Source organism: Nocardioides sp. SYSU D00038, assembly GCF_016924665.1.
GTDB lineage: Bacteria > Actinomycetota > Actinomycetes > Propionibacteriales > Nocardioidaceae > Nocardioides.
On the sequence record NZ_JAFFJT010000023.1, the window covers coordinates 96,101 to 116,119 of the forward strand.

Sequence of the window (20,019 nt, forward strand, 5' to 3'; positions counted from 1 at the left end):
CCCACTGCGCTGACGAGTGAGCCTGCACGGCAGCATCCCCGTCAGACACCGGGCCTGTTCTCGGCCGCCCAGTCCGGGCTGAGATGGGTGCGGAGCTTGCGCAGGTCCCGCTTGAGGACCTTCCCGGAGGGGTTCACAGGGAGGTCCTCGACGAGGTAGATCTCCTTGGGGATCTTGAAGCGGCCCAGGCGGCTGTTGGCGTGGGCGATGAGGTCGACGGGATCGAGGCCGGGGTGGGCGACGACGAAGGCGACCGGCACCTCCTGCCACTTCTCGTGCGGGGCCCCGACGACGGAGGCGGCGAGCACGAGGGGGTGGTCGCAGAGGACGTTCTCGATCTCGGCCGACGACATGTTCTCGCCGCCGCTGCGGATCATGTCCTTGAGGCGGTCGCGGATGTAGAGGTAGCCGTCCTCGTCGAAGCAGCCGACGTCGCCGGTGTGGAACCAGCCGTCGCGGAAGGCCTGGGCGGTGGCCTCGGGGTCGTCGAGGTAGCCGGCGCTGACCTTGGGGCCCCGGGCGACGACCTCGCCGTTCTCGCCGACCGGTACGTCGCGGCCGTTTGTGTCGACGACCCGGACCTCGACCCACGGTAGGGGCAGCCCGACCGAGCCCTGCTTGGAGTCCTGGTGGGCGGCGTCGAGGTAGGTCAGGCCGCTGCAGGTCTCGGTGAGGCCGTAGCCCTCGATCAGGCGCGCGTTGGGGAAGATGCCGCGTGCGACTCCGAAGAGGGCGGGCGGCACCTGGCTGAAGATCAGCCAGCGCACCGACGACAGGTCGGGCACGGTGCCGCGGGCGTCGGCCTCGCGTCGGATCATGTCGAGCATCGTCGCCGCGACCACCATCCCGGTGATGCCCTCGGCCTCGATCGCGTCGAGGATCGCCGCGGGGTCGAACCGGCGCTGGAGCACCATCCGGCCGCCGACGTGCCAGATGCCGTAGCCCGGCAGGTCGGTGCCGCCGACGTGGTAGAGCGGCGCGAAGTTGAGGATCCGGTCGGTCGAGCGCAGCCCGAGGTCGAAGACCTGTGCGTGGATGTTGGCGTTCACGTTGCCGTGGCTGAGCATCACGCCCTTGGGCAGCGACGTCGTGCCCGACGTGTAGACCACGCGCTGGAGGGTGCCGGAGTCGACGTCGGCGTCGTCGACCCGCTCGCCCCGGTGCTGCTCGATGAGTACGCCGACCGTGAGCCACGCGTCGTCCACCGGCTCGAGCGCGATCGGGCGTACGCCGCCGACCTGCGCGATCGCCGCGACGGTGACCTCGGCGTGCTCCGGCACGGTGCCGGCCGCGACCACGCGCGCGTGCCGCATCAGGTGGGCGAGCTCGCCGGCGGTCAGGCGGTAGTTGAGCGGCACGAGGACGCCGCCCAGCCTCGCGAGGGCCAGGCCGAGGAGGAGGAACTCCGGCACGTTGCTCGCGACGACCGCCACCCGGTCGTCGCGGCCGATGCCCTCGCCGCGCAGGCCCGCGGCAAGCGCGTCGACGTCGCGGTCGAGCTCGGCGTAGGTCCAGCGTCGGTCCTCGAAGACCAGGGCGTCGACGTCTGCGAACCGTACGGCGTGCCCGCGCAGCATCCGGGACAGGTTGGCGGTCACGACGCGTCGGCCTCCTCGCGCAGCTTCTTCTTGAGCACCTTGCCCGAGTCGTTGCGGGGCAGCGAGCCCACGACGTCCACGTGCTTGGGCACCTTGAACCTGGCGAGGTGGTCGCGGCAGTGCTGCTTGATCGCCTCGGCGTCGACGACCTCGACGTCGACCCCCTCGCGGAGCACGACGAACGCCTTGGGCACCTCGTCCCAGCGCTCGTCGGGTACGCCGATGACGGCGACCTCGGCGACGTCGGGGTGCGCGGCGATGACGCGCTCGACCTCGGCGCTGGCGATGTTCTCGCCGCCGGACTTGATCAGGTCGGTGCGCCGGTCGACGAACCACAGGTAGCCGTCGGCGTCGACACGGCCGACGTCGCCGGTGAGGAACCAGCCGTCGCGGCGGGTGCGCGAGGTCGTCTCCTCGTCGCGCCAGTAGCCGGGCGAGACCTTCGCGCCACGCACGATGATCTGCCCGGGCGTGCTGGCCGGCAGGTCCTGGAGATCGTCGTCGACGATGCGCAGGTGGGTCTGCGGGAAGGGCACCCCGAGCGCGCCGACCTTCTCCTGCTCGTGCGCGGCGTCCATGTAGCAGAACCCGTTGCACAGCTCGGTCATGCCGTAGGTGTCGACGAGCCGCACGTGCGGCAGCAGCTCCTTGACCCGGCGGCGCACGGTGGGTGCGACGCCGGCGAAGATCAGGTATCGCACGGTGGCGAGGTCGGCGACGTCGAGCTCGAGCAGCCCGAAGAGGATCTGGGCCGCGAGCACGAGACCGGTCACGCGCTCCTGCGCGACGACACGGGCGATGTCGTCGGGCTGGAAGGTGGGCGTGAGCACCATCGTGCCGCCGGCGACGAAGATCGCGATCCCCGGCGCCTCCAGTCCGCTGACGTGGAAGAGCGGCGCCGAGACCAGGATCCGGTCGTCCTGGGTCAGCTCCAGCTCGAGCACCTGGCCGAGGTGGTTGGCCGCGATGTTGCCGCACGTGTGGATGACGCCCTTCGGACGCGCCGTGGTGCCCGAGGTGTAGAGCAGGCGGTGGACGTCGTCAGGCGACTTCTCCGCGTCGGGCACCCGTACGCCGTCGGGCACCCCGGCGAGCAGGTCCGCCAACCGCGGGTTGTCGCCGACGGCCCGCTCCTGGTTGGCGACACCGGCCCGCAGCCCGGTCTGCTCGAGCAGCAGGGCCGCGTCGTCGTGGAAGTCGTCGTCGTAGAGCAGCACCGAGATGCCGGCCTGGTCGACGACGTAGCCCTGCTCGGTCGCGTGCAGCCGCCAGTTGAGCGGCACCGAGATCGCGCCGATCCGGCTCAACGCCAGCAGCTCCAGCACGTACGTCGCGTGGTTGCGGCCCAGCACGCCGACCAGGTCGTCGGCGGTCACCCCCGCGGCCAGGAGGGCGGCGGCGTGCCGGTCGACGTCGCGGTCGAGCTCGGCGTAGGTCCAGCGCCGGGCGCCGTCGACGAGCGCCTCGCGGTCACCGCGGCGGTTGGCCTGCCGCCGCAGGACCTCGGAGAAGTTGCTGGTCGGCATCAGGCGCCCTGCTCGACGCGGTAGGCGAGGATCTCCTCCCGCGTCGGCAACGACACGAACTCCAGGAGGTTGCCGTCGGGGTCGCGGGCCGCGAAGGCGTGGATGTAGCCGTAGTTCTCCAGCAGCACCCGGTTGGGCTCGGTGAGCGGCTCGCCTCCCAGCTCGCGCACCCGGTCGTAGACCTCGGCGAGCTCGTCGAGCGGCACCTCGAAGCTGAGCAGGAAGGTGCCCAGCTCCAAGTGGCCGGCGTCCGGCGTACGACGCGCCTCGCCGTTCCACTCGATCAGCTCCAGCTGGCCGACCCGGCTGGGTCCCTGGAGGTACTGCACCTTGCCGGTCGTGCCGACCGGGAGGCCGAGCGACTCCTCGATGCCGGGTCCGCCCACGTCGGAGCGGAGCGTGCGGTGGTAGCCGAGCGCCTTCTCGTAGAAGTCGGCGGCGCGCTCCACGTCGGCGACGGTCATCGCGACGTGGTGGACTTCGCTGACGGGCATGGGGATCTCCTTGGTCAGATCAGGCGCGGGCGGGGTCACCCAGCAGCGCGGCGCGGATGAGCTCGACCTCGCCGGCGCCGTCGTCGGGCGCGATCCAGCCGTCGAGCGAGGTGATCGCGTCGATGGCGGCGTGGACGTCGTCCGGGCTCGCCGGCTCCGGGCCGGAGTACCACCCCGGCGCCGTGCCCACGAAGAGACGGGCCACGCGACCACCGGCCGCGGACAGGACGTGGTGGGTGAGCTCGCAGCGCTCGGAGACGAGGTACGTCGCGACCGCGGCGACGTGCCGCGGGTCGAAGTGGTCGGCGAGATCGCCGAGCAGGCCCTCGGTCATCCGGGTGGCGGCCGTCGGCGAAAGGCAGTTGACCTGGATCCCGTGCCGCTTCCCCTCGAGGGCGAGCACGTTCATCAGGCCGAGCAGGCCGGCCTTGGAGGCGGCGTAGCTGGCCTGGCCGAAGTTGCCGAGCAGGCCGGAGGCCGACGTCGTCAGCAGCACCCGACCGTAGCCCTGCTCGATCATCACCGGCCAGGCCGGGCGGAGCACGTTGAAAGCGCCGCGCAGGTGCACGTCGAGCACCGGGTCGACATCCGCGTCCTCGACCTTGGCGAAGGACCGGTCCCGCAGGATCCCGGCGTTGTGGATGACCGCGTCGATGCGGCCCGAGGTCTTCAACGCGGTCTCGACCAGCGCCCGGCCGCCCTCGGCCTCGGCGACCGAGGCGGTCGACGCGACCGCCGAGCCGCCCGCGGCCACGATCTCGTCGACGACCCCCTGGGCAACGGCGATCGACGTGCCGTCGCCGCTGACCGAGCCGCCGACGTCGTTGACGACGACGTGGGCGCCGCGCTCGCCGAGCAGCAGGGCGTGCGCCCGGCCGATGCCGTTGCCGGCGCCGGTCACGATGACGGTGCGGCCGGTGAAGTCGATGCGGTCGTTCATGCGGCACCTCGATCCTTGGCCGGCTCGTTGCCCAGGACGGCGACGAAGGCGACGCACGATCCCGGCTGACCGCCGAGGTTCTGGGCGACTGCCAGCGTGGCGTCGGCGACCTGCCGGTCGCCGGCCTCGCCACGCAGCTGCGTGTAGCACTCGAACATCATGCGCAGGCCGGTGGCGCCGATCGGGTGCCCGAAGGACTTGAGCCCGCCGTCGGTGTTGACCGGCAGCGCGCCCTCCAGCGCGTAGCGGCCGCCGAGGACGTCGACCCAGCCCTTCCCGCGCGCCGAGAATCCCAGGTCCTCCATCAGCACCAGCTCGGTCGGGGTGAAGCAGTCGTGGACCTCCGCCAGCGAGATCTCCGTCGCCGGGTCGGTGACGCCGGCCTGCTCGTAGGCGACCCGGGCCGCCTCGACGACCTCGGGGAACGTCGTGAAGTCGTAGTCGTCGGACGCCAGCCCGTCCCCCGCCCCCGCGACGAAGCCCATCCCCCGCAGGTAGACCGGCCGGTCGGTGTAGCGGTGGGCGTCCTCGGCCCGCACGATCAGCGCAGCCGCGGCGCCGTCGGACACGCCTGAGCAGTCCATGACGCCCAGCGGACCCGCAATGCGCGGCGCCCGCTCGACGGCCTCGGCCGAGACCGCCTTGCGGAACTGGGCCCGCTCGTTGAGTGCGCCGTTGGCGTGGTTCTTGACCGCGATCGCGGTCAGGGTCCGGCGCAGGTCGGCGTCGTCGACGCCGTGCGCGCGCTGGTAGGCCGGCGCCAGGAGCGAGAAGCTCGCCGGTGCCGTCCAGTCGACGTCGGTGCCGTCCGCCGGCGGGAACACCGCGGTCAGGCCCGAGAACGAGGAGTCCTTGAGCTTTTCCACACCGGTCGCCATCACCACGTCGTAGGCGCCCGAGGCCACGGCGTACGCCGCGTTGCGGAACGCCTCCGACCCGGTGGCGCAGTAGTTCTCGACCCGGGTGACCGGCTTGCCGCGCAGCCGGAGCGGCCGCGACAGGGTCTGGCCGGACATGCCGGATCCCTGCGTCCCGACCCAGAACGCGTCGACGTCGTCGAGCTCGATCGCCGGCACGCTCTCGACGCACTCCCGCACGGCGTCGACCAGCAGGTCGTCGGCCGAGCTGTTCCAGTGGTCTCGGAAGGGCGTGCAGCCCATCCCGACGATGGCCACGTCGTGGGCCATCCGCCTAGTCGCCATCGGTCGGCTCCTCGCAGGGTCGCAGCTTCCAGAAGTAGTTGTGGATCGCGTCGGTGGTCCAGAGCCGGCGGAAGGTCGGCCGCATCCGGCTGCCGACCACGACGTCGGCGGCGGTCACGTCGGTGGCGTAGCCGGTGAGACGGCCGCCGCCCTCGACGTCGGCGACGACCATCGCGACCTCCGGCTCCGGCATCGTCGTGAGCCGGTCCTGGGTCACGCTGACGACGGTGGCCACCCGGTCGCGCAGCGACACCGGCTTCCCACCGTCGAGGGACCCGCAGGCCGCGCACGCCCGTCCCGGCGGAGTCGTGACCCGGTCGCAGGAGTCGCAGCGCATGCCCTCGAGCAGGTACTTCCACCCGCGGCGCCGGTGGATCGGCGGCGCTGCGGGGGCCGGGGAGGCCGGACGCGCCGGACCTTGCACCTCGATGAGGCCGCGCCAGCGGAGGAAGGTGCCGTAGGACACCCGTCGCCGGGCCGCGAGCTGGGCCGCGACGGTCGGTGCCCCGCGGGCCGCCCGCACCCCGTCGCCGACCCTCAGCACCATGGCGTCAGCGCCGTCGGTGGCCGAGACCAGCAGCACGGTCGCACCGGGCTCGGCCCGGTCGAGCGCGTCGGCGAGCAGCAGGCCCGGGTGCGCGGTGCCGGTCCAGCCGGTCGCCGTCTCGACGGCGGCGTCCGCCCCGTCGGAGCCGAGAGCGCGGCGGATCGCCGCGGCGGCCCGGGCGTTGGAGGAGCTGACCACCACCACGTCTGGTCGCTCGACCCCGGCCGCGCGAAGCGCCTCGGTGACAGCCGGCCCCGCGGCCTCGACCAGCAGCTGGGCGGTGAAGCGCTCGTCCCAGACCCGATCGGTGGTCTCGCCCGGGAGCCGCCAACGCTCGAGCATCTCGACGGTGCGGGTGGCCCGGGCCAGCACGCTCGCGGCCTCGCTGCCGCCACCGACGAACGCCACCGCGCCGTCGCCCTGGGCAAGCTCGTCGGGTGCACCCGGATGGGTCTGCCGCAGGTCGGCCGCGATCGCGAGCGAGCCGGTGCCGGCCGCGAGGTCCAGGGCCGAGAAGCCGGAGCGGTGTCCGCGCAGGTCGATCCCCGCCACGCCGCCGTCGAGGCCGAGTGCCTCGTGCACGACCGTGGCCGCCGTCTTGGCGTCGTACGGCGCCAGCACGCTCGCCAGGAGCAGGTGACCGCTCGCCGCGGGCGACCGCCCGAGACCGCGGGCGGCCTCGACGGCCATCGTCACCGCGTCCTCGTCGTACGACGCGACGCTGCGGGTCCCGCGGGCCGCCGCGGGGGCGTCGGGATCCAGCCGGACGTCGTCGAGGAAGTACGACGGCACGTAGGCGGCGTAGGCGGCGATACCTGGCTCAGGCATGGGTTGCGGACGCTCCTTCGGTCCAGTGGGGGACGGCTGCGAGCAGGCGCCGGGTGTAGTCGACGGTGGGATGCCGCAGCACCTGGTCGGTGGGGCCGACCTCGACCACCTCGCCCTGGCTCATCACCGCGATCCGGTCGCACAGGTCGCTGGCCAGCATCAGGTCGTGGGTGACGAAGAGCAGCCCGATGTGCAGCTCGTCGACGAGCTCCCGGAAGAGCGCGACGACCTCGGCCTGGGTGGTGACGTCGAGGGCGGTCGTGCACTCGTCGGCGATCACGAGCGCGGGGTTGGTCACGACCGCCAGCGCGATGGCGACGCGTTGGCGCAACCCGCCGGAGAGCTGGTGCGGGTAGCTGTCGAGGACCCTGTCGGGGTCGTCGATGCGCATCCGCCGGAGCACCTCGGTCGACCGGGCTCGCACCTCGTCGCGCCCGATGCCGTCGACGTGCCTCTCCAGCACCTCGCTGAGGTGCCGACGCACACGCATGAGGGGGTTGAGGGAGCGGGATGCGTCCTGGAAGACCATGCCGACCGACCGGCCGCGCGCAGTGTGCGTGAGGTCGGTGCCGGGTCCGACCAGCACCTCCCCCACGAGCTCGATCCGGCCGGTGGCGACCTGCACGTTGCGCTCGAGCAGGCCCACGACCGACCGGGCGAGCGTGGTCTTGCCGCTGCCGGACTCCCCCACGACTCCGACCACCTCGCCGGCTCGCACCTCCAGCTCGACGTCACGCAGCAGCAGCAGCTGCCGGTCGGCCACGGACGCGGTGATCGTCAGCGACCGCAGCTCCAGCAGGGCTTCGCCGCGGGCCATCAGCGCCTCCTCTTCCTGGGGTCGTGGTGGGTCAGCAGTGCGTCACCGAGCAGGTTGACCAGCAGGACGACGACGGTGATGGCGAGGCCGGGGAAGGTGGCGACCCACCAGGCCCGCGAGAGCACGTCCTGCCCCGAGGCGAGCATCGCGCCCCAGCTGATGTCGGGCGGGACCACGCCGAGGCCGAGGAAGCTCAGGGCGCTCTCGACGAGGATCGCCGTGCCGATCTGGAGGGTGCCGAGGGCGACGATCGTGCCGACGAGGTTGGGGACGACGTGGCGCAGCACGATCCGTGGCTCCGACGCCCCGGCGGCGCGCAGGCCGAGCACGAACTGCCGCTCCCGGAGCGTCATCGCCACCGACCTGGTGACCCGGGCGCAAGCCGCCCAGCCGGTGAGCGCCAGCACCAGGAAGAGGACGGGCAGCGAGCTGCCCTGGCTGGAGATGACCGCGAGCGCGATGAGGATGAAGGGCAGCGCCAGCTGGGCGTCGATCAGCCGGCTGACCACCAGGTCGACCCACCCGCGGCAGTACCCGGCGAGCACGCCGATCAGGGTGCCCGGCCCGATGGCGACGAGGGCGCCGACCAGGCCGATGAAGAGGGTGAGCCGCCCCCCGACGACGAGCTGGGCCAGCACGTCCTGGCCGAGCTTGTCGGTGCCGAGCGGGTTGTCCCAGCTGCCCCCGTCGAGGAAGACGGGTGGCGCCAGCGTGTTGTCGAGATCGGTCTGGCGCGGGTCGGCGAGCAGCCCGGTCATCGGGAGCACGACCACGAGCACGGCGATCGCCACCAGCGGCAGGGCGAGCCAGAAGACCGAGGTACGGCGCCGGCGGCGGGCGCGGGCGACGTGCTCGGTCGCGACGATGGTGGGGACCTTGGCGTCGAGCTGGGTCATCGGGTCACCTCAGCCTCGGGTCGATGGCGACGTGGAGCATGTCGACGAGCTGGTTGAGGACGACGAAGGTGATCGCGCCGAACACGACGATCGCCTGGACGAGCGGGAAGTCGCGGAACTGGATCGCCTGGAGGGCCAGCTGGCCGAGGCCCGGCCAGCTGTAGACGTACTCGACCGCAACCGCGCCCGACAGCAGCGCGCCCGCCTGGAGCACCACGATCGTCAGCACCGGGGCGGAGGCGTTGCCGAAGCCGTGGCGCCAGACGACGCTGCGGACCCGCAGGCCTCGGGCTCGTGCCGAGTCGATGTAGGGCTCGCGCAGAACCTCCGACATGCTCGCCCGCGTCAGCCGGGCGACGTGCGCCATCGGGTAGAGCGACATGGTCACGGCGGGCAGCACGAGGTGCTGCCACGACCCGGACTGGCCCGCCGGGAGCCACCCGAGCCGGACGGCGAAGAGCAGGATCAGCATCATGCCGAGCCAGAAGACCGGCACCGACTGGCCGAGCAGTGCGAGCGCCGACGCGGTGCGGTCCCACCAGGTGCCCTCGCGGGTCGCCGCCAGCACGCCGAGCGGGACGCCGATCGCGACGGCGATGGCCATCCCTGCTCCGACCAGCTGCAACGTGAACGGCAAGCGGTCGAGGATCATGTCGAGGTTCGGTTGGTAGAACTGCAGGGACGTACCGAAGTCCAAGGTGACGATGCCCTTGAGGTAGTCGAGGTACTGCACCACCAAGGACTGGTCCAGACCCAGCTGGGCCTGGAGCGCGTCCCGCTGCTCGGGGGTGGCCATCGGTCCCAGGATGTTCGAGGTCGGGTCGCCGGAGAGCCGGCCCAGGGCGAACGCCATCGTGACGGCGAGCCAGAGCGTGATGAGGGCCGCCCCGAGGTGGCGCAGCCCCTTGCGGACCAGGACCCTGCTCATCGCCCGGCCCGCCACCGGGAGCCCGGCATCGCGGCCAGGAGCCTGCGGGTGTAGTCGTGCCGCGGTCGGGCGAAGACCTGCTCGGCGTCGCCCTGCTCGACGACCGCGCCGCGGTACATCACGACCACGCGCTGGCAGATGCTGCGGACGACCGCGAGGTCGTGGCTGATGAAGAGCATCGACGCGCCCGTCGTACGACGCGCCTCGCGCAGGAGCTCCAGCACGTCGGCCTGCACCGAGACGTCGAGGCCGGAGGTCGGCTCGTCGGCGACGATGAGGCGGGGCCGCATCATCAGGGCTCGGGCGATGCAGACGCGCTGCGCCTGTCCCCCGCTCAGCTGGTGGGGGTAGCGGTCGAGGAGGTCCGGCGCGAGCCGTACCCGGCCCACGAGGTCCTCGTCGTCGATCCAGTCGGTGCGGCGGGGCTGCAGGGCGCGCAGCTCCTTGAAGCCGGAACGCACCGACTGGCGGGGGTCCAGCGACCCGTGCGGGTCCTGGAAGACGACCTGAACCTCGGGACGCAGGGCACGCAGCTCGGCGCGCTTGAGCGACCGCAGGTCTCGGCCGAGGAGGCGGATCGTGCCGGTCCCGGGTGCACCCAAGGCGGTGGCGGCCATCGCGAGCGTGGTCTTGCCCGAACCCGACTCGCCGACCACACCCATGGACTCACCCGGCCCGATGGACAGGGACACGTGGTCGACCGCCGTGAAGAGCTCGCGCGAGCGCTCACGCCGGTGCTGGACGACGAGGTCCTCGATCTCGAGCACCAGACCGTCCTGCGGCGTGAGGCCGGGACGGCGGACGAGGTCGGCCGCCGTCCCGGTCTCGATCGCTTCGGTCATGTCAGCCGATCGTGACGCCGGTGAAGTCACCGGTGTTGAGCGGCCCGAACTCGAACCCGCTGACGCCGGGCTGGGTCGCGTAGGCGAACACCTGCCGGTACAGCGGCACGTAGCAGGTCTTCTCGACCACGCCCAGGGTGTTGAGCTCGTCGTAGATCGGCTGCGCGGCTTCGCCGTCGGCCTGCTCGAGCGCCTCGGCGACCTTGGCGTCGATCTGCGGGTCGGGGCAGTTGCCGGTGATCGACGCGGTCTTCATGAACCCGCTGGCGAAGAAGTCGGGCACCGCGACGTTCGGGACACCGGCGAAGATGTACAGCCCGTTCAGCTCGCGACCGATGACCTGGGTCGTCAGCGTCCCGTAGTCGAGCGGGTTGTACTTCACCGTGAAGCCGGCTTCCTCGAGCATGCCGCCCACCGCCTGGGCAACCTCCTCGATGTTGGTGTACTGACCTGCAGGGTAGGTGATCGGCACCTCGACCTTGGCGCCTCCGAGGAGCGACTTCGCCTCGGCGGGGTCCGGCTCGAGCTGCTCCGCCGGCTCCTCACCCGGCTTCACGTTCAGCAGGCCGGCGTCGGCGACGGCCTTGCCGTCGAAGATGCCGCTGACGATCTGGTCCCGGTCCACCGCCAGGGCGGCCGCACGCGCGACGTCCGGGTCGTCGAAAGGTGCCTTGTCGGTCTGGAGGAAGGCGATGATCTTCATCGCGGTCTCCTCGGTCACCAGCTCCAGATCGGCGCTCTCGGCCTCGTCCTGCTGCGTGGGCGGCAGATCCATCGCGATGTCGACCGCGTCGCTCTGGAGCAACGCCAGACGCTGACCCGCCTCGGTGGACCAGCTGAACACGATCTTCTCGTTCTCGGCCTTCTCCCCCCAGTAGTCGTCGTTGCGGACGACGGTCATGTCCCGGCCGGCGTTCTGACCCTGGAAGACGTAGGGACCGGTGCCGACGGGTGCCGCGGCGAAGCCCTCGGGGCCCTTCTCGTCGTAGTACTTGGGCGGGACCAGGTAGACGGTGCCGAGGAGGTTGGGCAGGTCGTACTGGGGCGTCTCGGTTTTCACGACCACGGTTGTCGCATCGGGTGCCGAGATGTCGACCGCGTTGGCCCAGTAGGACTTCAGGATCGAGGCATCGCTGTCTCGGGTGAGCTCGAGGGTGTTCACCACCGCCGCCGCGTCGGCGGGCTCGCCGTTGCTGAAGCTCACGCCCTCGCGGACCGTGAACGTCCAGGTCGTGTCGTCGGTCCGCTCCCAGCCGGTGATGAGGCCGTCCTCGGACGGCTCGAGGTCCTCGTCGGTGGTGACGAGCGGCTCGAGCACGGTCGCCCACACCATCTGGCCCGAGCGCGGGCCGACGATGGGGTCGAGGGTGGCGGGCTGCGCCTGCAGGACGACGCGAACGGTGCCGGAGCCCCCGCCCCCGCGGCGAGAGTCGTCGTCGCTGCTTCCGCACGCGATGAGGGTGCTGGCCAGGACGGCGGCGGCCGCGGAGGCGACCCCTCGCCGGAGTGCCAGGCGCCGGGTGTTGGTCATTGGTCTCTCTTCTCTCCCACGGACGGACAGGGGGTGGTGTGCTGCTCTCCCGAGTGGCGAAGACGCGGATAACGTACCGACCAGCCGGTATCAAGTCAACGATCTCTTGAGACTGCCGTCACAGTGGTTCCATTCATACCGACTGGTATGTATGCTCCCGCCCATGGCCGCCCCCACAGTGCGCACGACCGCCTCCGGCAGGCTCGCGACCGTCGTCTTCGACAACGCTGCGCGGGGCAACGCGTTCACCGAGCCCGCCCTCGTCCAGCTCGTGACCGCGCTCGAGGACGCCGCCGCCGGCTCGGCCACCTCCGTCGTCCGCCTCGTCATGGCGGGCAGGAACTTCTGCGCCGGATGGGACACCACCGACTTCTCCCGGCTCGCCTCTGCCCCGGCCGAGGAGGTGGCCGACTCGCTGCGAGACAACGACCGCCTCCTCGGCCGGATCCATGCCCTGCCGGTGCCGGTGGTGGCGGCGGTCCGCGGTCGCGTGGCTGGCTTCGGGGTCGGGCTGCTCGCCCACCTGCACGTCCCCATCGCCGCCCATGACGCCACCCTCGCACTGCCGGAGGTCGTCTACGGCATCTGTCCGGGAGGTGTCCTGCACACGCTGCTGCGCCGGGTCCCCCGGCCCGCCGCGGAGCTCCTCGTCCTCTCGGGCTCGGTCGTCGACGCCGACGCGATGCTCCGCTGGGGACTCGTGGCCAGCGTCGAGCCGAGCACCGGCGTCGACGCCGCCACCGAACGGACCGCGGAGGCCCTGGCCGCCCACCCGCCGAGCGTCGTCCGGGCCATCCGGGCCGCCACCGAGGCCACTCTCTCCGCGGGCAGCGCGGAGCCGGCGTACGCCGCGGCGGCCGCGTCCATCGTCAGGGGAGGTGTGTCGTGAACGACAGGTTCCGTGCCGGCGAGCCCGCCTGGATCGAGCTGTGCAGCACCGAGCCGCACGGCGCCGAGGAGTTCTACGCCGGCCTGCTGGGGTGGAGGGTGCGCCACGAACGGCTCGGCTCCGGCGTCTACCGCATGTGCAGCGCCGACGGCCGCGACGTCGCCGGCATCGCCGGCGCCGGGTTGGTGCACGACGGTCGACCCCACGGCTGGATCACCTACTTCGCGGTCGACGACGTCGATCGGTCGCAGGCGCGCGCCGTCGAGCTCGGCGCCGAGACGCTGACCCTGCCCCGCTACCTGCCCGCCGCCGGCACCGGGTGCGTCATGATCGACCCGCAGGGCGCGATCTTCGGCATGTACAGCGGAGAGTCCCGCGCTGGCGTCGAGGTCGCCAACACCGCCGGCTCGCTCTGCTGGACGGAGCTGTCGACCGGAGAGCCCCGTGCCTCCGTCGAGTTCTACCGCGGCCTCTTCGGCTACGGCACCGACGTGCGTGACTCACCGACCGGTCGCAGCTACACGGTGCTGACGCTGGACGACGCGCCGGTGGCCGGGATCCTCGAGCTCGAGAGCGCGTGGCCCAACACGCTGCCGGCGAGGTGGGCGCCGTACCTCGGCGTCACCGACCTGGATCGTGCCGTGGTCCAGGTGCTCGCGCTCGGCGGAAGCCAGGCCATCGGCCCGGTGCAGAGCCCCAACGGCGCCTTCCACGTCGTCCGTGACGCCGAGGGGCACGCCTTCGACCTCATCGAGCTCGAGACGGGCCTGTGGATCAGCCCCCGGCTCGCGGCTCCCTCCGACCGGACCTCGACCCAGGTGAGTGACGCATGACGCAGCCGCTGTTCGACTCGGCCGAGTTCCGCCAGGTGTGCGGCCACTTCCCGACCGGCGTCACGGCCGTCACGGCCATCGCGGCGGACGGTCGGGTCGCCGCGCTGACGGTGAACTCCTTCACCTCGGTGTCCCTCGAGCCCGCGAAGGTGCTCTTCTGCGTGGCGACCTCGTCGTCGAGCTTCCCGGTGCTGTCGGTCGCAGAGCGGATCGCGATCCACATCCTGCGGCAGGACCAGGAGGACGTCGCGCGCCGGTTCGCCACCTCGGGGTTGACCGGCGAGAACAAGCTCGACGGCATCGCCTGGAGCGCCGGCCCCGACGGCGTGCCGCTGCTACCGGACACCTGCGCCGTGCTCGCCGGCCGCACCGACCAGGTCATCACGAGCGGCGACCACGTGATCGTGCTCGTCGACGTCGACCACGTGGAGCACAAGCCCTCGTCGCTCCCGGCCCTGTCGTTCTACCGGGGCAGATTCGCCTCGCCCGTCGGGCCGGGGACCGTGGAGCGCTGAGCCCGACTCAGGCCCCGGCCACCAGCCCGTCCAGCACCATGGCCGTGAACTGGGTGGCGACGTCGTCGATCGAGAGGGAGCCGCGCGGGTTGAACCACTGGAATGCCCAGGCGCACATGCCGAGGATGCCGAAGGTGACGATGCGCGCACTGACGTCCCCGCGCAGCCGACCGGCATCGATCCCGGCCTGGACGGCACCGCGGAAGAGCGCCTCGACCTCGTCTCGGCGCCTGGTGATCTCGGCGAGTCGCTCACCGGTGAGGTGGCGCCGCTCCTGCTGGAAGATGGCCACGTGCGGTCGGTGCTGCGCGACCCCCTCGAGGCTGAGCCGGATGAGCTCGCGCACCTGGTCGATGGGGTCGCCGCCCTGCTCGACGATCGCCTGCGCGCCCTCCAGCTGGGTGTCGAGGTACTCCGTCTGGATCCGCCAGAGCAGGTCCTCCTTGCTCTCGAAGTGGTGGTAGAACGCACCCTTCGTGAGGTTGGCGTCGACCACGATCTGCTGGAGCGAGGTCCGGTCGAAGCCGTTCTCCTCGAAGAGCCGCAGCGCACTCGCCACGAGCTCGCTGCGGGTCCGCTGCGGGTCGTAGCCCTCCGGCCAGCGCCGTCGGCCCGATGTCTTCTCCTCGGCCACGGGACTCCTAGTCGTAGTAGCGGAACACGACGTCGGCGACGCAGCACGTCTGTGCGTCGCGCGCGAACTCTAACGTCACACGCGCGGTCGCTTGCACCCCTGACGAACCTTCCAGTCGCTTCGCGTCGGTGAGGACGGCGCGGCCGACGACCTCTTCGCCGGGTGGGAGCGGACGCACGAACCGCACCCGGTCCAGGCCGTAGTTGACGCCCATCGAGAAGCTGTCGACGGCGAGGATGTCCGCCAGCACGTGCGGCACGAAGGCCAGGATGAAGAAGCCGTGCACGATGGTCGACCCGAACGGCCCGGCCTGCGCCCGCTCGACGTCGACGTGGATCCACTGGTGGTCCCGGGTGAGGTCCGCGAAGGTGTCGACCTCGGCCTGCGAGATCGACATCGGTGCGCTGCTGCCGAGCTCCTGTCCGACCAAATCGAGCAGGCTCGACGGGTCGGCGACGGTCGTGCTGGTCATGATTCCTCCGCTGGTGATGGGCTCGAGAACCGGACGACGTGGTCGCGGGCGCCGACCGACGCGGCGTGCTCCTGGAGCACCTGCCACTCCCAGGCCGCCGCGGTCGCCAGGTCGGCGGGATCGCGGCGCGTCAGCCGGAGCATCCGGTCGACCGCGACCGCGTCGTACAACGCGATCGTGTCGGCGAGCGTGGTGACGTGCTCGTCGAGGAGGTGGTCGTCGACGACCTCCGAGACCAGACCGATGCGCAGCGCCTCGGCGGCGTCGAGGGACTCGGCGCCGAGCAGCAGGCGCGTGGCGGTCGCGCGGCCGACGGCCGCGGGCAGCAGGGCGCTGCTCCCCCAGCCGGGCACCTGGCCCTGGGCGAGATGCCGGTCGCCGACCTGAGCGGATGCACCGGCCACCGCGACGTCGCACGCGAGCAGAAGCTCGAGCCCGCCGGCGTACGCGACGCCGTTGACCGCGGCGATGACCGGCACCGGCGCCTCGCGGATCGCGGCGACGAGATCGCGGCCGCGGCGCAGGAAGGCGAGCAGTGCGTCGTGGTCACCGACAAGTGTGGCGGCCTCTTTGAGATCGGCGCCGGCGCAGAAGCTGCCGCCCGTACCGGTCAACACGAGTACCCGCACGCCCTGGTCACGACCCTGCTCGAGCCAGCCCTCCAGGGCGGCCATCACGTCGGACCCGCAGGCGTTGGCCCGCTCGGGACGGGCGATCCGAGCCCACAGCACGGCACCGCGGCGCTCAACCTCGACCGCGTTCACGACGGGACCACGCAGAGCTTGCCGTAGGCGTCGCCGCGCAGCATCCGGTCGTACGCCGCGGCGACGCCGTCCAGGTCGGAGGTCGAGTCGACGACCGGGCCGACGCCGCTGCTCTCGACGAAGTCGACGAGCGCGCGCATCTCCTCGATGCTGCCCATCGACGACCCGATGATCCGAAGCTGGCGGGCGAAGACGCGCGCGAGGTCGGTCTCGACGACCATGCCGCTGGCCCCACCGCAGACGACCACGGTGCCGGCCGGCCGAACCGCGCGCAGGGAGTGCTCCCAGGTGGCCGCGCCGACCGACTCGATGACGACATCTGCCAGCTCCGGGAGGCGCGCACCGGGCGGCCAGGCTCCAGCCGCGCCGAACTCCACAGCCCGGGCACGCTTCTCCTCCGACCGCGACGTCACGTGGACCCGGCAGCCGAGCCCGGTCGCGAGCGTCGCCGCGGCGGTGGCGACCCCGCCGCCGGCGCCCTGGACCAGCACCACCTGGCCGGGCTCGACCCGCGCCTGCGTGACCAGCATCCGCCAGGCGGTCAGCCACGCCGTCGGCAGGCACGCTGCCTGCTCCCAGGTCAGCCCGGCGGGCTTGTCGACGAGGTTCCCCTCCGGCACGCAGGTGCGGCCGGCGAGAGTGCCGAAGCCGGCGTCGCAGAGCAGCGTCGCGCCGGGCGCGAAGGTCCCGGGCGGGTCGGGGGCGACGGGGTGCACGACGACCTCGCGACCGTCGACAACCCCGGCGGCGTCGCTGCCGAGCACGAGCGGCAAGGCCTTCGGTCGGACGCCGGCTCCGCGCAGCAGCCAGACGTCGTGCATGTTCAGGCTCGTCGCCCGGACCTCGACCTCCACCCAGCCCTCGGGCGCAGTTGGCGGTTCGAGGTGGCCGATCTCCAGCGCGGCCAGCGGATCGTCGCGGTCGGGACGCGCGACGTACGCCGCCCTCATGCGCGCTCCCCCCAGCCGTTCCAGGCGAGGACGTCGGAGACCGGCCCCCGCGACCCGCGCCCGAACTCCAGTCCTTGCGTGTAGGCGACCGGCACCAGCGTGACGACCCGGCAGTCCTCGGGCAGCTCAAGCACCTTCGCGACCTGCTCGGCGCGGTGGGCGAGCGCCGTGGCCAGGACCGAGCCGAGGCCGCGCGAGCGCAGCGCCAGCTGGAAGGACCAGACGGCCGGGAAGATCGACCCGTAGTAGCCCGACGCGCGTCCGCCGACGATCTCGTCCGGCAGTGGCTTCACGCTGCACACGACCACCAGCACGGGCACCTGCTCGAGCCGGTCGACCAGGTGCTTGACGCTGTCGAGCACCCGCTGCTGCCGGGCGGCCGTGGCCTCGTCGGCGCGGGTGGTCGGCGAGAGCCGGGTGACCGTCGCCGCCTCGCCGCCGGCGAGCGGCGCCTCGACCGTCTCGACCCAGATCTCCCGGTAGAGCTCGGCGATCCGGAGCTTCACCTCCGGGTCGTCGACGGCCACGAAGCGCCAGTGCTCGAGGTTGGAGCCCATCGGCGCCTGGAGCGCGAGCTCGAGGCACTCCTCGACGACCTCGCGCGGGACGGGCCGCTCCAGGTCGAGGCGGCGGCGTACGGCGCGCGTCGTCGTAAGCACCTCGTCGACGTCGGCGATCACGCGGGTGCTCATGCGCGGCCCGCCAGCTCGTCGAAGGTGCGGTCGGCGTACGGGAAGGGGGTGCCCCAGCGGTCCAGCGACGCGACCTCGGCGACCGGACGGCGCGCCGCCACCTTGAAGTCGGTGCCGACCGTCCAGGCCACGGGCAGGAGCGTCACCTGCACGACGTCGTCGGGGATGGCGAGCAGCTCGGCGACCTCGCCGGCGGAGTGCAGGGTCAGCGAGGTGATGCAGGTGCCGAGCCCGCGCGCACGCAACGCGAGGTTGAAGGACCAGACGGCCGGGTAGACCGAGCCGTAGACGGCCGACCAGGTCCCCGGGCCACCGCCCGCGGGTGACGGGCGGGTCGCGCACGCGAGGACCAGCCACGGAGCGCGGCCGATGTTGCGGGCGAGGTGGTCGGCCCCGGCAAGGATCCGCTCGGTTCGCGCCGTCGGCCGCCCGCTGTCCCCCACCCCGAGCCGCCCGGCCACCGCCGGGTCGTCGACCCCGGTGCATCGCAACGGCGCGAGGACGTGGGCCTCGTAGTTGCGCAGGTAGATCTCACCGATCCGCTGCTTGAGGTCCGGGTCTCCGACGACGACGAACCGCCAGTCCTCGGCGTGCCCCCCGGTCGGTGCCTGGAGCGCGATCTGGAGGCACTCGCCGACGACCTCGACCGGTACCGGACGCTCGAGGTCGAGCCGGCGCCGGACCGAGCGAGTGGTCATCAGCACCTCGTGCACATCGTCCAGCACTGCATCCCTTTCATACCGACTGGCTGGCATGTTAGTGGCAACGGTCGCCTGCTGCCACCTCGTCGCCGAACGTGACGACGAGCGTGACGAGGTGCTGCGCTCTGGTCAGGGCCGGTCAAGCACCATCACGTGCACGTCCGGTCCCTCGTCGCCGGCAACCTCGCGCAACCACTCCGGCCGGAACCGGTGGACGGTGCGCCAACCCGTCGACACGTACAGCGTCATCGCTCCGGGGTGCGTCGGCAGCACCTCCAGGCACGGGCGCAGACGATGGGCGCGCATGTCGTCCACGACCGTCTGCAAGAGGCGTCGGCCGATCCCGGCGCCACGGGCCGCGGTGGCCACGAAGAAGGCGCTCACGTAGGTCAACCGGCTCGGGTCGCAGCCGTGCGCCCGCGCGCACGCCTCGTTGAGGAGGCTCGCTGCCGGGAAGCCCTCCGCCGGACCCGTCCGGCACACGTGACCCACCGGCCGACCGGCCAGCTCGGCCGTCCACGCGCCCGCGGCGTCCCGTGCGTGCAGGAAGTCCTCGACCGGGACCGGCAGGGGGTCGCGGAACGGGTAGCGGGTGGTGGACTGCTGCGCCAGCAGCGCCGTCGCCAGCACCGGGACGTCCTCCGGTCGGCGCGGGCGGATCCGCACCTCATCCGGCGTCACGACGCCACCCTCTCACTGTGCGTCTGCCCGCAGGCCGGGAGCACCTAGCCGTCGAGCGCGCCTTGCATCAGCAGGTCGAGCAACCCGAGGAAGCGAGCCTCCAGCTCGAAGCGCGGCGGTCCGGTGCCGATCCACGAACGGAGGACGGCGAAGTAGCCCACGGTCAGGGTCATCGCGACGAGGTGCGGGTCGACCCCGGGTCGGAGCTCGGTGCGGTGCCGCTCGACGACGGCACCGAACTCGTGGGTCAGCGGGTGGTCGTCGAGGAGGTCGAGCTCGCGGACGGCGGCACCGATCAACGCGGTCGTCTCGCGGCGAGAGGAACTGCTGACGTCGGCCAGCACCCGCAGGCTGTCGCTCAGCTCGTCGCGAAGCGTCCCGTCGCCACCGGCACGCGGCAGCGAGCGGAACGCGCGCTCGCGACGGCGAGCCGACCACTCGTCGAGGAACGCCGACTTGCGCTCGAAGTAGTTGAAGACCGAGGTCCGCGCCACGTCGGCGCGCAGGGCGATCTCGTCCATCGTCGTGGCCTCGTAGCCCTGCTCGACGATGAGCGCCACGGCCGCGTCGAAGACGCGGTCGCGCCGCTGCCCGCGACGACGGGTGCGGGCGTTGTCCGGCCCGGCGGGTCGCGGCGACCAACCGTCCGCCTCCGACTCCATCGCGCACCTCCTCTGGTGACAGGCACCCCCGTAGGGCGTACGCTGCCAGACAGTGGACTCGGGTTCAACTTTGGATG

The 20,019-nt window shown here is 72.1% G+C and carries 22 protein-coding genes; 3 read left to right on the top strand and 19 right to left on the bottom strand.

Annotated features, from left to right (window positions below; translation table 11 throughout):
- Window positions 1-41: 41 nt before the first annotated feature.
- Genes JT721_RS13170 through JT721_RS13220 form a run of 11 tightly spaced genes read right to left on the bottom strand, consistent with a single transcriptional unit; the run spans window position 42 to window position 12,149 of the window.
- The gene (locus tag JT721_RS13170) at window positions 42-1,598 is read right to left on the bottom strand and encodes a class I adenylate-forming enzyme family protein (RefSeq protein WP_205473599.1); all 1,557 of its coding nucleotides are present in this window, start codon (window positions 1,596-1,598) and stop codon (window positions 42-44) included.
- The gene (locus tag JT721_RS13175; RefSeq protein WP_205473600.1) at window positions 1,595-3,124 is read right to left on the bottom strand and encodes a class I adenylate-forming enzyme family protein; all 1,530 of its coding nucleotides are present in this window, start codon (window positions 3,122-3,124) and stop codon (window positions 1,595-1,597) included. Before JT721_RS13175 ends, JT721_RS13170 begins: the two co-directional genes overlap by 4 nt.
- The gene (locus tag JT721_RS13180) at window positions 3,124-3,618 is read right to left on the bottom strand and encodes a VOC family protein (protein ID WP_205473601.1); all 495 of its coding nucleotides are present in this window, start codon (window positions 3,616-3,618) and stop codon (window positions 3,124-3,126) included. The genes JT721_RS13175 and JT721_RS13180 overlap by 1 nt, the downstream gene beginning before the upstream one ends.
- A gap of 19 nt (window positions 3,619-3,637) precedes the next feature.
- A complete protein-coding gene (locus JT721_RS13185; RefSeq protein ID WP_205473602.1) occupies window positions 3,638-4,558 on the bottom strand; it encodes an SDR family NAD(P)-dependent oxidoreductase in 921 nt (306 codons plus the stop codon).
- A complete protein-coding gene (locus tag JT721_RS13190) occupies window positions 4,555-5,760 on the bottom strand; it encodes an acetyl-CoA acetyltransferase (RefSeq protein ID WP_205473603.1) in 1,206 nt (401 codons plus the stop codon). Before JT721_RS13190 ends, JT721_RS13185 begins: the two co-directional genes overlap by 4 nt.
- Complete coding sequence (locus tag JT721_RS13195) at window positions 5,750-7,135, bottom strand: hydroxymethylglutaryl-CoA synthase (protein ID WP_205473604.1); 1,386 nt, start codon at window positions 7,133-7,135, stop codon at window positions 5,750-5,752. The genes JT721_RS13190 and JT721_RS13195 overlap by 11 nt, the downstream gene beginning before the upstream one ends.
- Window positions 7,128-7,952 (bottom strand): ABC transporter ATP-binding protein, encoded by an 825-nt coding sequence (locus tag JT721_RS13200; RefSeq protein WP_205473605.1) that lies wholly within the window; start codon window positions 7,950-7,952, stop codon window positions 7,128-7,130. The genes JT721_RS13195 and JT721_RS13200 overlap by 8 nt, the downstream gene beginning before the upstream one ends.
- Window positions 7,952-8,848, bottom strand: a complete 897-nt coding sequence (locus JT721_RS13205; protein WP_205473606.1) for an ABC transporter permease — start codon at window positions 8,846-8,848, stop codon at window positions 7,952-7,954. Before JT721_RS13205 ends, JT721_RS13200 begins: the two co-directional genes overlap by 1 nt.
- A gap of 4 nt (window positions 8,849-8,852) precedes the next feature.
- The gene (locus JT721_RS13210; RefSeq protein ID WP_205473607.1) at window positions 8,853-9,776 is read right to left on the bottom strand and encodes an ABC transporter permease; all 924 of its coding nucleotides are present in this window, start codon (window positions 9,774-9,776) and stop codon (window positions 8,853-8,855) included.
- Window positions 9,773-10,618: an ABC transporter ATP-binding protein gene (locus tag JT721_RS13215; protein ID WP_205473608.1), complete on the bottom strand. Its 846-nt coding sequence runs from the start codon at window positions 10,616-10,618 to the stop codon at window positions 9,773-9,775. The genes JT721_RS13210 and JT721_RS13215 overlap by 4 nt, the downstream gene beginning before the upstream one ends.
- Window position 10,619: 1 nt before the next feature.
- Window positions 10,620-12,149, bottom strand: coding sequence for an ABC transporter substrate-binding protein (locus JT721_RS13220; RefSeq protein ID WP_205473609.1), 1,530 nt, complete (start codon window positions 12,147-12,149; stop codon window positions 10,620-10,622).
- Between the two features lie 163 nt (window positions 12,150-12,312).
- Between JT721_RS13220 and JT721_RS13225 the strand changes: the two genes are divergently transcribed.
- The 3 genes from JT721_RS13225 to JT721_RS13235 are packed head-to-tail and all read left to right on the top strand — an operon-like array spanning window position 12,313 to window position 14,386.
- A complete protein-coding gene (locus tag JT721_RS13225) occupies window positions 12,313-13,038 on the top strand; it encodes an enoyl-CoA hydratase/isomerase family protein (RefSeq protein ID WP_205473610.1) in 726 nt (241 codons plus the stop codon).
- Complete coding sequence (locus JT721_RS13230) at window positions 13,035-13,871, top strand: VOC family protein (RefSeq protein WP_205473611.1); 837 nt, start codon at window positions 13,035-13,037, stop codon at window positions 13,869-13,871. The genes JT721_RS13225 and JT721_RS13230 overlap by 4 nt, the downstream gene beginning before the upstream one ends.
- Window positions 13,868-14,386 (top strand): flavin reductase family protein, encoded by a 519-nt coding sequence (locus tag JT721_RS13235; protein WP_205473612.1) that lies wholly within the window; start codon window positions 13,868-13,870, stop codon window positions 14,384-14,386. Before JT721_RS13230 ends, JT721_RS13235 begins: the two co-directional genes overlap by 4 nt.
- Before the next feature lie 7 nt (window positions 14,387-14,393).
- On the opposite strand, the gene JT721_RS13240 is transcribed toward JT721_RS13235, so the two are convergent.
- The 8 genes from JT721_RS13240 to JT721_RS13275 all read right to left on the bottom strand — a co-directional run bounded on the left by JT721_RS13240 (window position 14,394) and on the right by JT721_RS13275 (window position 19,942).
- Window positions 14,394-15,020: a TetR/AcrR family transcriptional regulator gene (locus JT721_RS13240; protein WP_205473613.1), complete on the bottom strand. Its 627-nt coding sequence runs from the start codon at window positions 15,018-15,020 to the stop codon at window positions 14,394-14,396.
- 7 nt (window positions 15,021-15,027) lie between these two features.
- The gene (locus JT721_RS13245) at window positions 15,028-15,492 is read right to left on the bottom strand and encodes a MaoC family dehydratase (protein ID WP_205473614.1); all 465 of its coding nucleotides are present in this window, start codon (window positions 15,490-15,492) and stop codon (window positions 15,028-15,030) included.
- Window positions 15,489-16,256, bottom strand: a complete 768-nt coding sequence (locus JT721_RS13250) for an enoyl-CoA hydratase/isomerase family protein (protein ID WP_205473615.1) — start codon at window positions 16,254-16,256, stop codon at window positions 15,489-15,491. Before JT721_RS13250 ends, JT721_RS13245 begins: the two co-directional genes overlap by 4 nt.
- On the bottom strand, window positions 16,253-17,206 hold the full coding sequence (locus JT721_RS13255; protein WP_205473616.1) for a zinc-binding dehydrogenase: 954 nt from the start codon (window positions 17,204-17,206) through the stop codon (window positions 16,253-16,255). Before JT721_RS13255 ends, JT721_RS13250 begins: the two co-directional genes overlap by 4 nt.
- A complete protein-coding gene (locus tag JT721_RS13260; protein WP_205473617.1) occupies window positions 17,203-17,898 on the bottom strand; it encodes a nitroreductase family protein in 696 nt (231 codons plus the stop codon). The genes JT721_RS13255 and JT721_RS13260 overlap by 4 nt, the downstream gene beginning before the upstream one ends.
- Window positions 17,895-18,596, bottom strand: coding sequence for a nitroreductase family protein (locus JT721_RS13265; RefSeq protein ID WP_240340682.1), 702 nt, complete (start codon window positions 18,594-18,596; stop codon window positions 17,895-17,897). Before JT721_RS13265 ends, JT721_RS13260 begins: the two co-directional genes overlap by 4 nt.
- 132 nt (window positions 18,597-18,728) lie before the next feature.
- Window positions 18,729-19,280 (bottom strand): GNAT family N-acetyltransferase, encoded by a 552-nt coding sequence (locus tag JT721_RS13270; RefSeq protein WP_205473619.1) that lies wholly within the window; start codon window positions 19,278-19,280, stop codon window positions 18,729-18,731.
- Between the two features lie 44 nt (window positions 19,281-19,324).
- Window positions 19,325-19,942: a TetR/AcrR family transcriptional regulator gene (locus JT721_RS13275; RefSeq protein WP_205473620.1), complete on the bottom strand. Its 618-nt coding sequence runs from the start codon at window positions 19,940-19,942 to the stop codon at window positions 19,325-19,327.
- Between the last annotated feature and the right edge of the window lie 77 nt (window positions 19,943-20,019).

Excerpts from the sequence above, each read along its gene's own strand:
- JT721_RS13175 (WP_205473600.1), bottom strand. The coding sequence starts at position 3,124 with ATGCCGACCAGCAACTTCTCCGAGGTCCTGCGGCGGCAGGCCAACCGC.
- JT721_RS13180 (WP_205473601.1), bottom strand. The coding sequence starts at position 3,618 with ATGCCCGTCAGCGAAGTCCACCACGTCGCGATGACCGTCGCCGACGTG.
- JT721_RS13185 (WP_205473602.1), bottom strand. The coding sequence starts at position 4,558 with ATGAACGACCGCATCGACTTCACCGGCCGCACCGTCATCGTGACCGGC.
- JT721_RS13190 (WP_205473603.1), bottom strand. The coding sequence starts at position 5,760 with ATGGCGACTAGGCGGATGGCCCACGACGTGGCCATCGTCGGGATGGGC.
- JT721_RS13195 (WP_205473604.1), bottom strand. The coding sequence starts at position 7,135 with ATGCCTGAGCCAGGTATCGCCGCCTACGCCGCCTACGTGCCGTCGTAC.
- JT721_RS13200 (WP_205473605.1), bottom strand. The coding sequence starts at position 7,952 with ATGGCCCGCGGCGAAGCCCTGCTGGAGCTGCGGTCGCTGACGATCACC.
- JT721_RS13205 (WP_205473606.1), bottom strand. The coding sequence starts at position 8,848 with ATGACCCAGCTCGACGCCAAGGTCCCCACCATCGTCGCGACCGAGCAC.
- JT721_RS13210 (WP_205473607.1), bottom strand. The coding sequence starts at position 9,776 with ATGAGCAGGGTCCTGGTCCGCAAGGGGCTGCGCCACCTCGGGGCGGCC.
- JT721_RS13215 (WP_205473608.1), bottom strand. The coding sequence starts at position 10,618 with ATGACCGAAGCGATCGAGACCGGGACGGCGGCCGACCTCGTCCGCCGT.
- JT721_RS13220 (WP_205473609.1), bottom strand. The coding sequence starts at position 12,149 with ATGACCAACACCCGGCGCCTGGCACTCCGGCGAGGGGTCGCCTCCGCG.
- JT721_RS13225 (WP_205473610.1), top strand. The coding sequence starts at position 12,313 with ATGGCCGCCCCCACAGTGCGCACGACCGCCTCCGGCAGGCTCGCGACC.
- JT721_RS13235 (WP_205473612.1), top strand. The coding sequence starts at position 13,868 with ATGACGCAGCCGCTGTTCGACTCGGCCGAGTTCCGCCAGGTGTGCGGC.
- JT721_RS13245 (WP_205473614.1), bottom strand. The coding sequence starts at position 15,492 with ATGACCAGCACGACCGTCGCCGACCCGTCGAGCCTGCTCGATTTGGTC.
- JT721_RS13255 (WP_205473616.1), bottom strand. The coding sequence starts at position 17,206 with ATGAGGGCGGCGTACGTCGCGCGTCCCGACCGCGACGATCCGCTGGCC.
- JT721_RS13260 (WP_205473617.1), bottom strand. The coding sequence starts at position 17,898 with ATGAGCACCCGCGTGATCGCCGACGTCGACGAGGTGCTTACGACGACG.
- JT721_RS13265 (WP_240340682.1), bottom strand. The coding sequence starts at position 18,596 with ATGACCACTCGCTCGGTCCGGCGCCGGCTCGACCTCGAGCGTCCGGTA.
- JT721_RS13275 (WP_205473620.1), bottom strand. The coding sequence starts at position 19,942 with ATGGAGTCGGAGGCGGACGGTTGGTCGCCGCGACCCGCCGGGCCGGAC.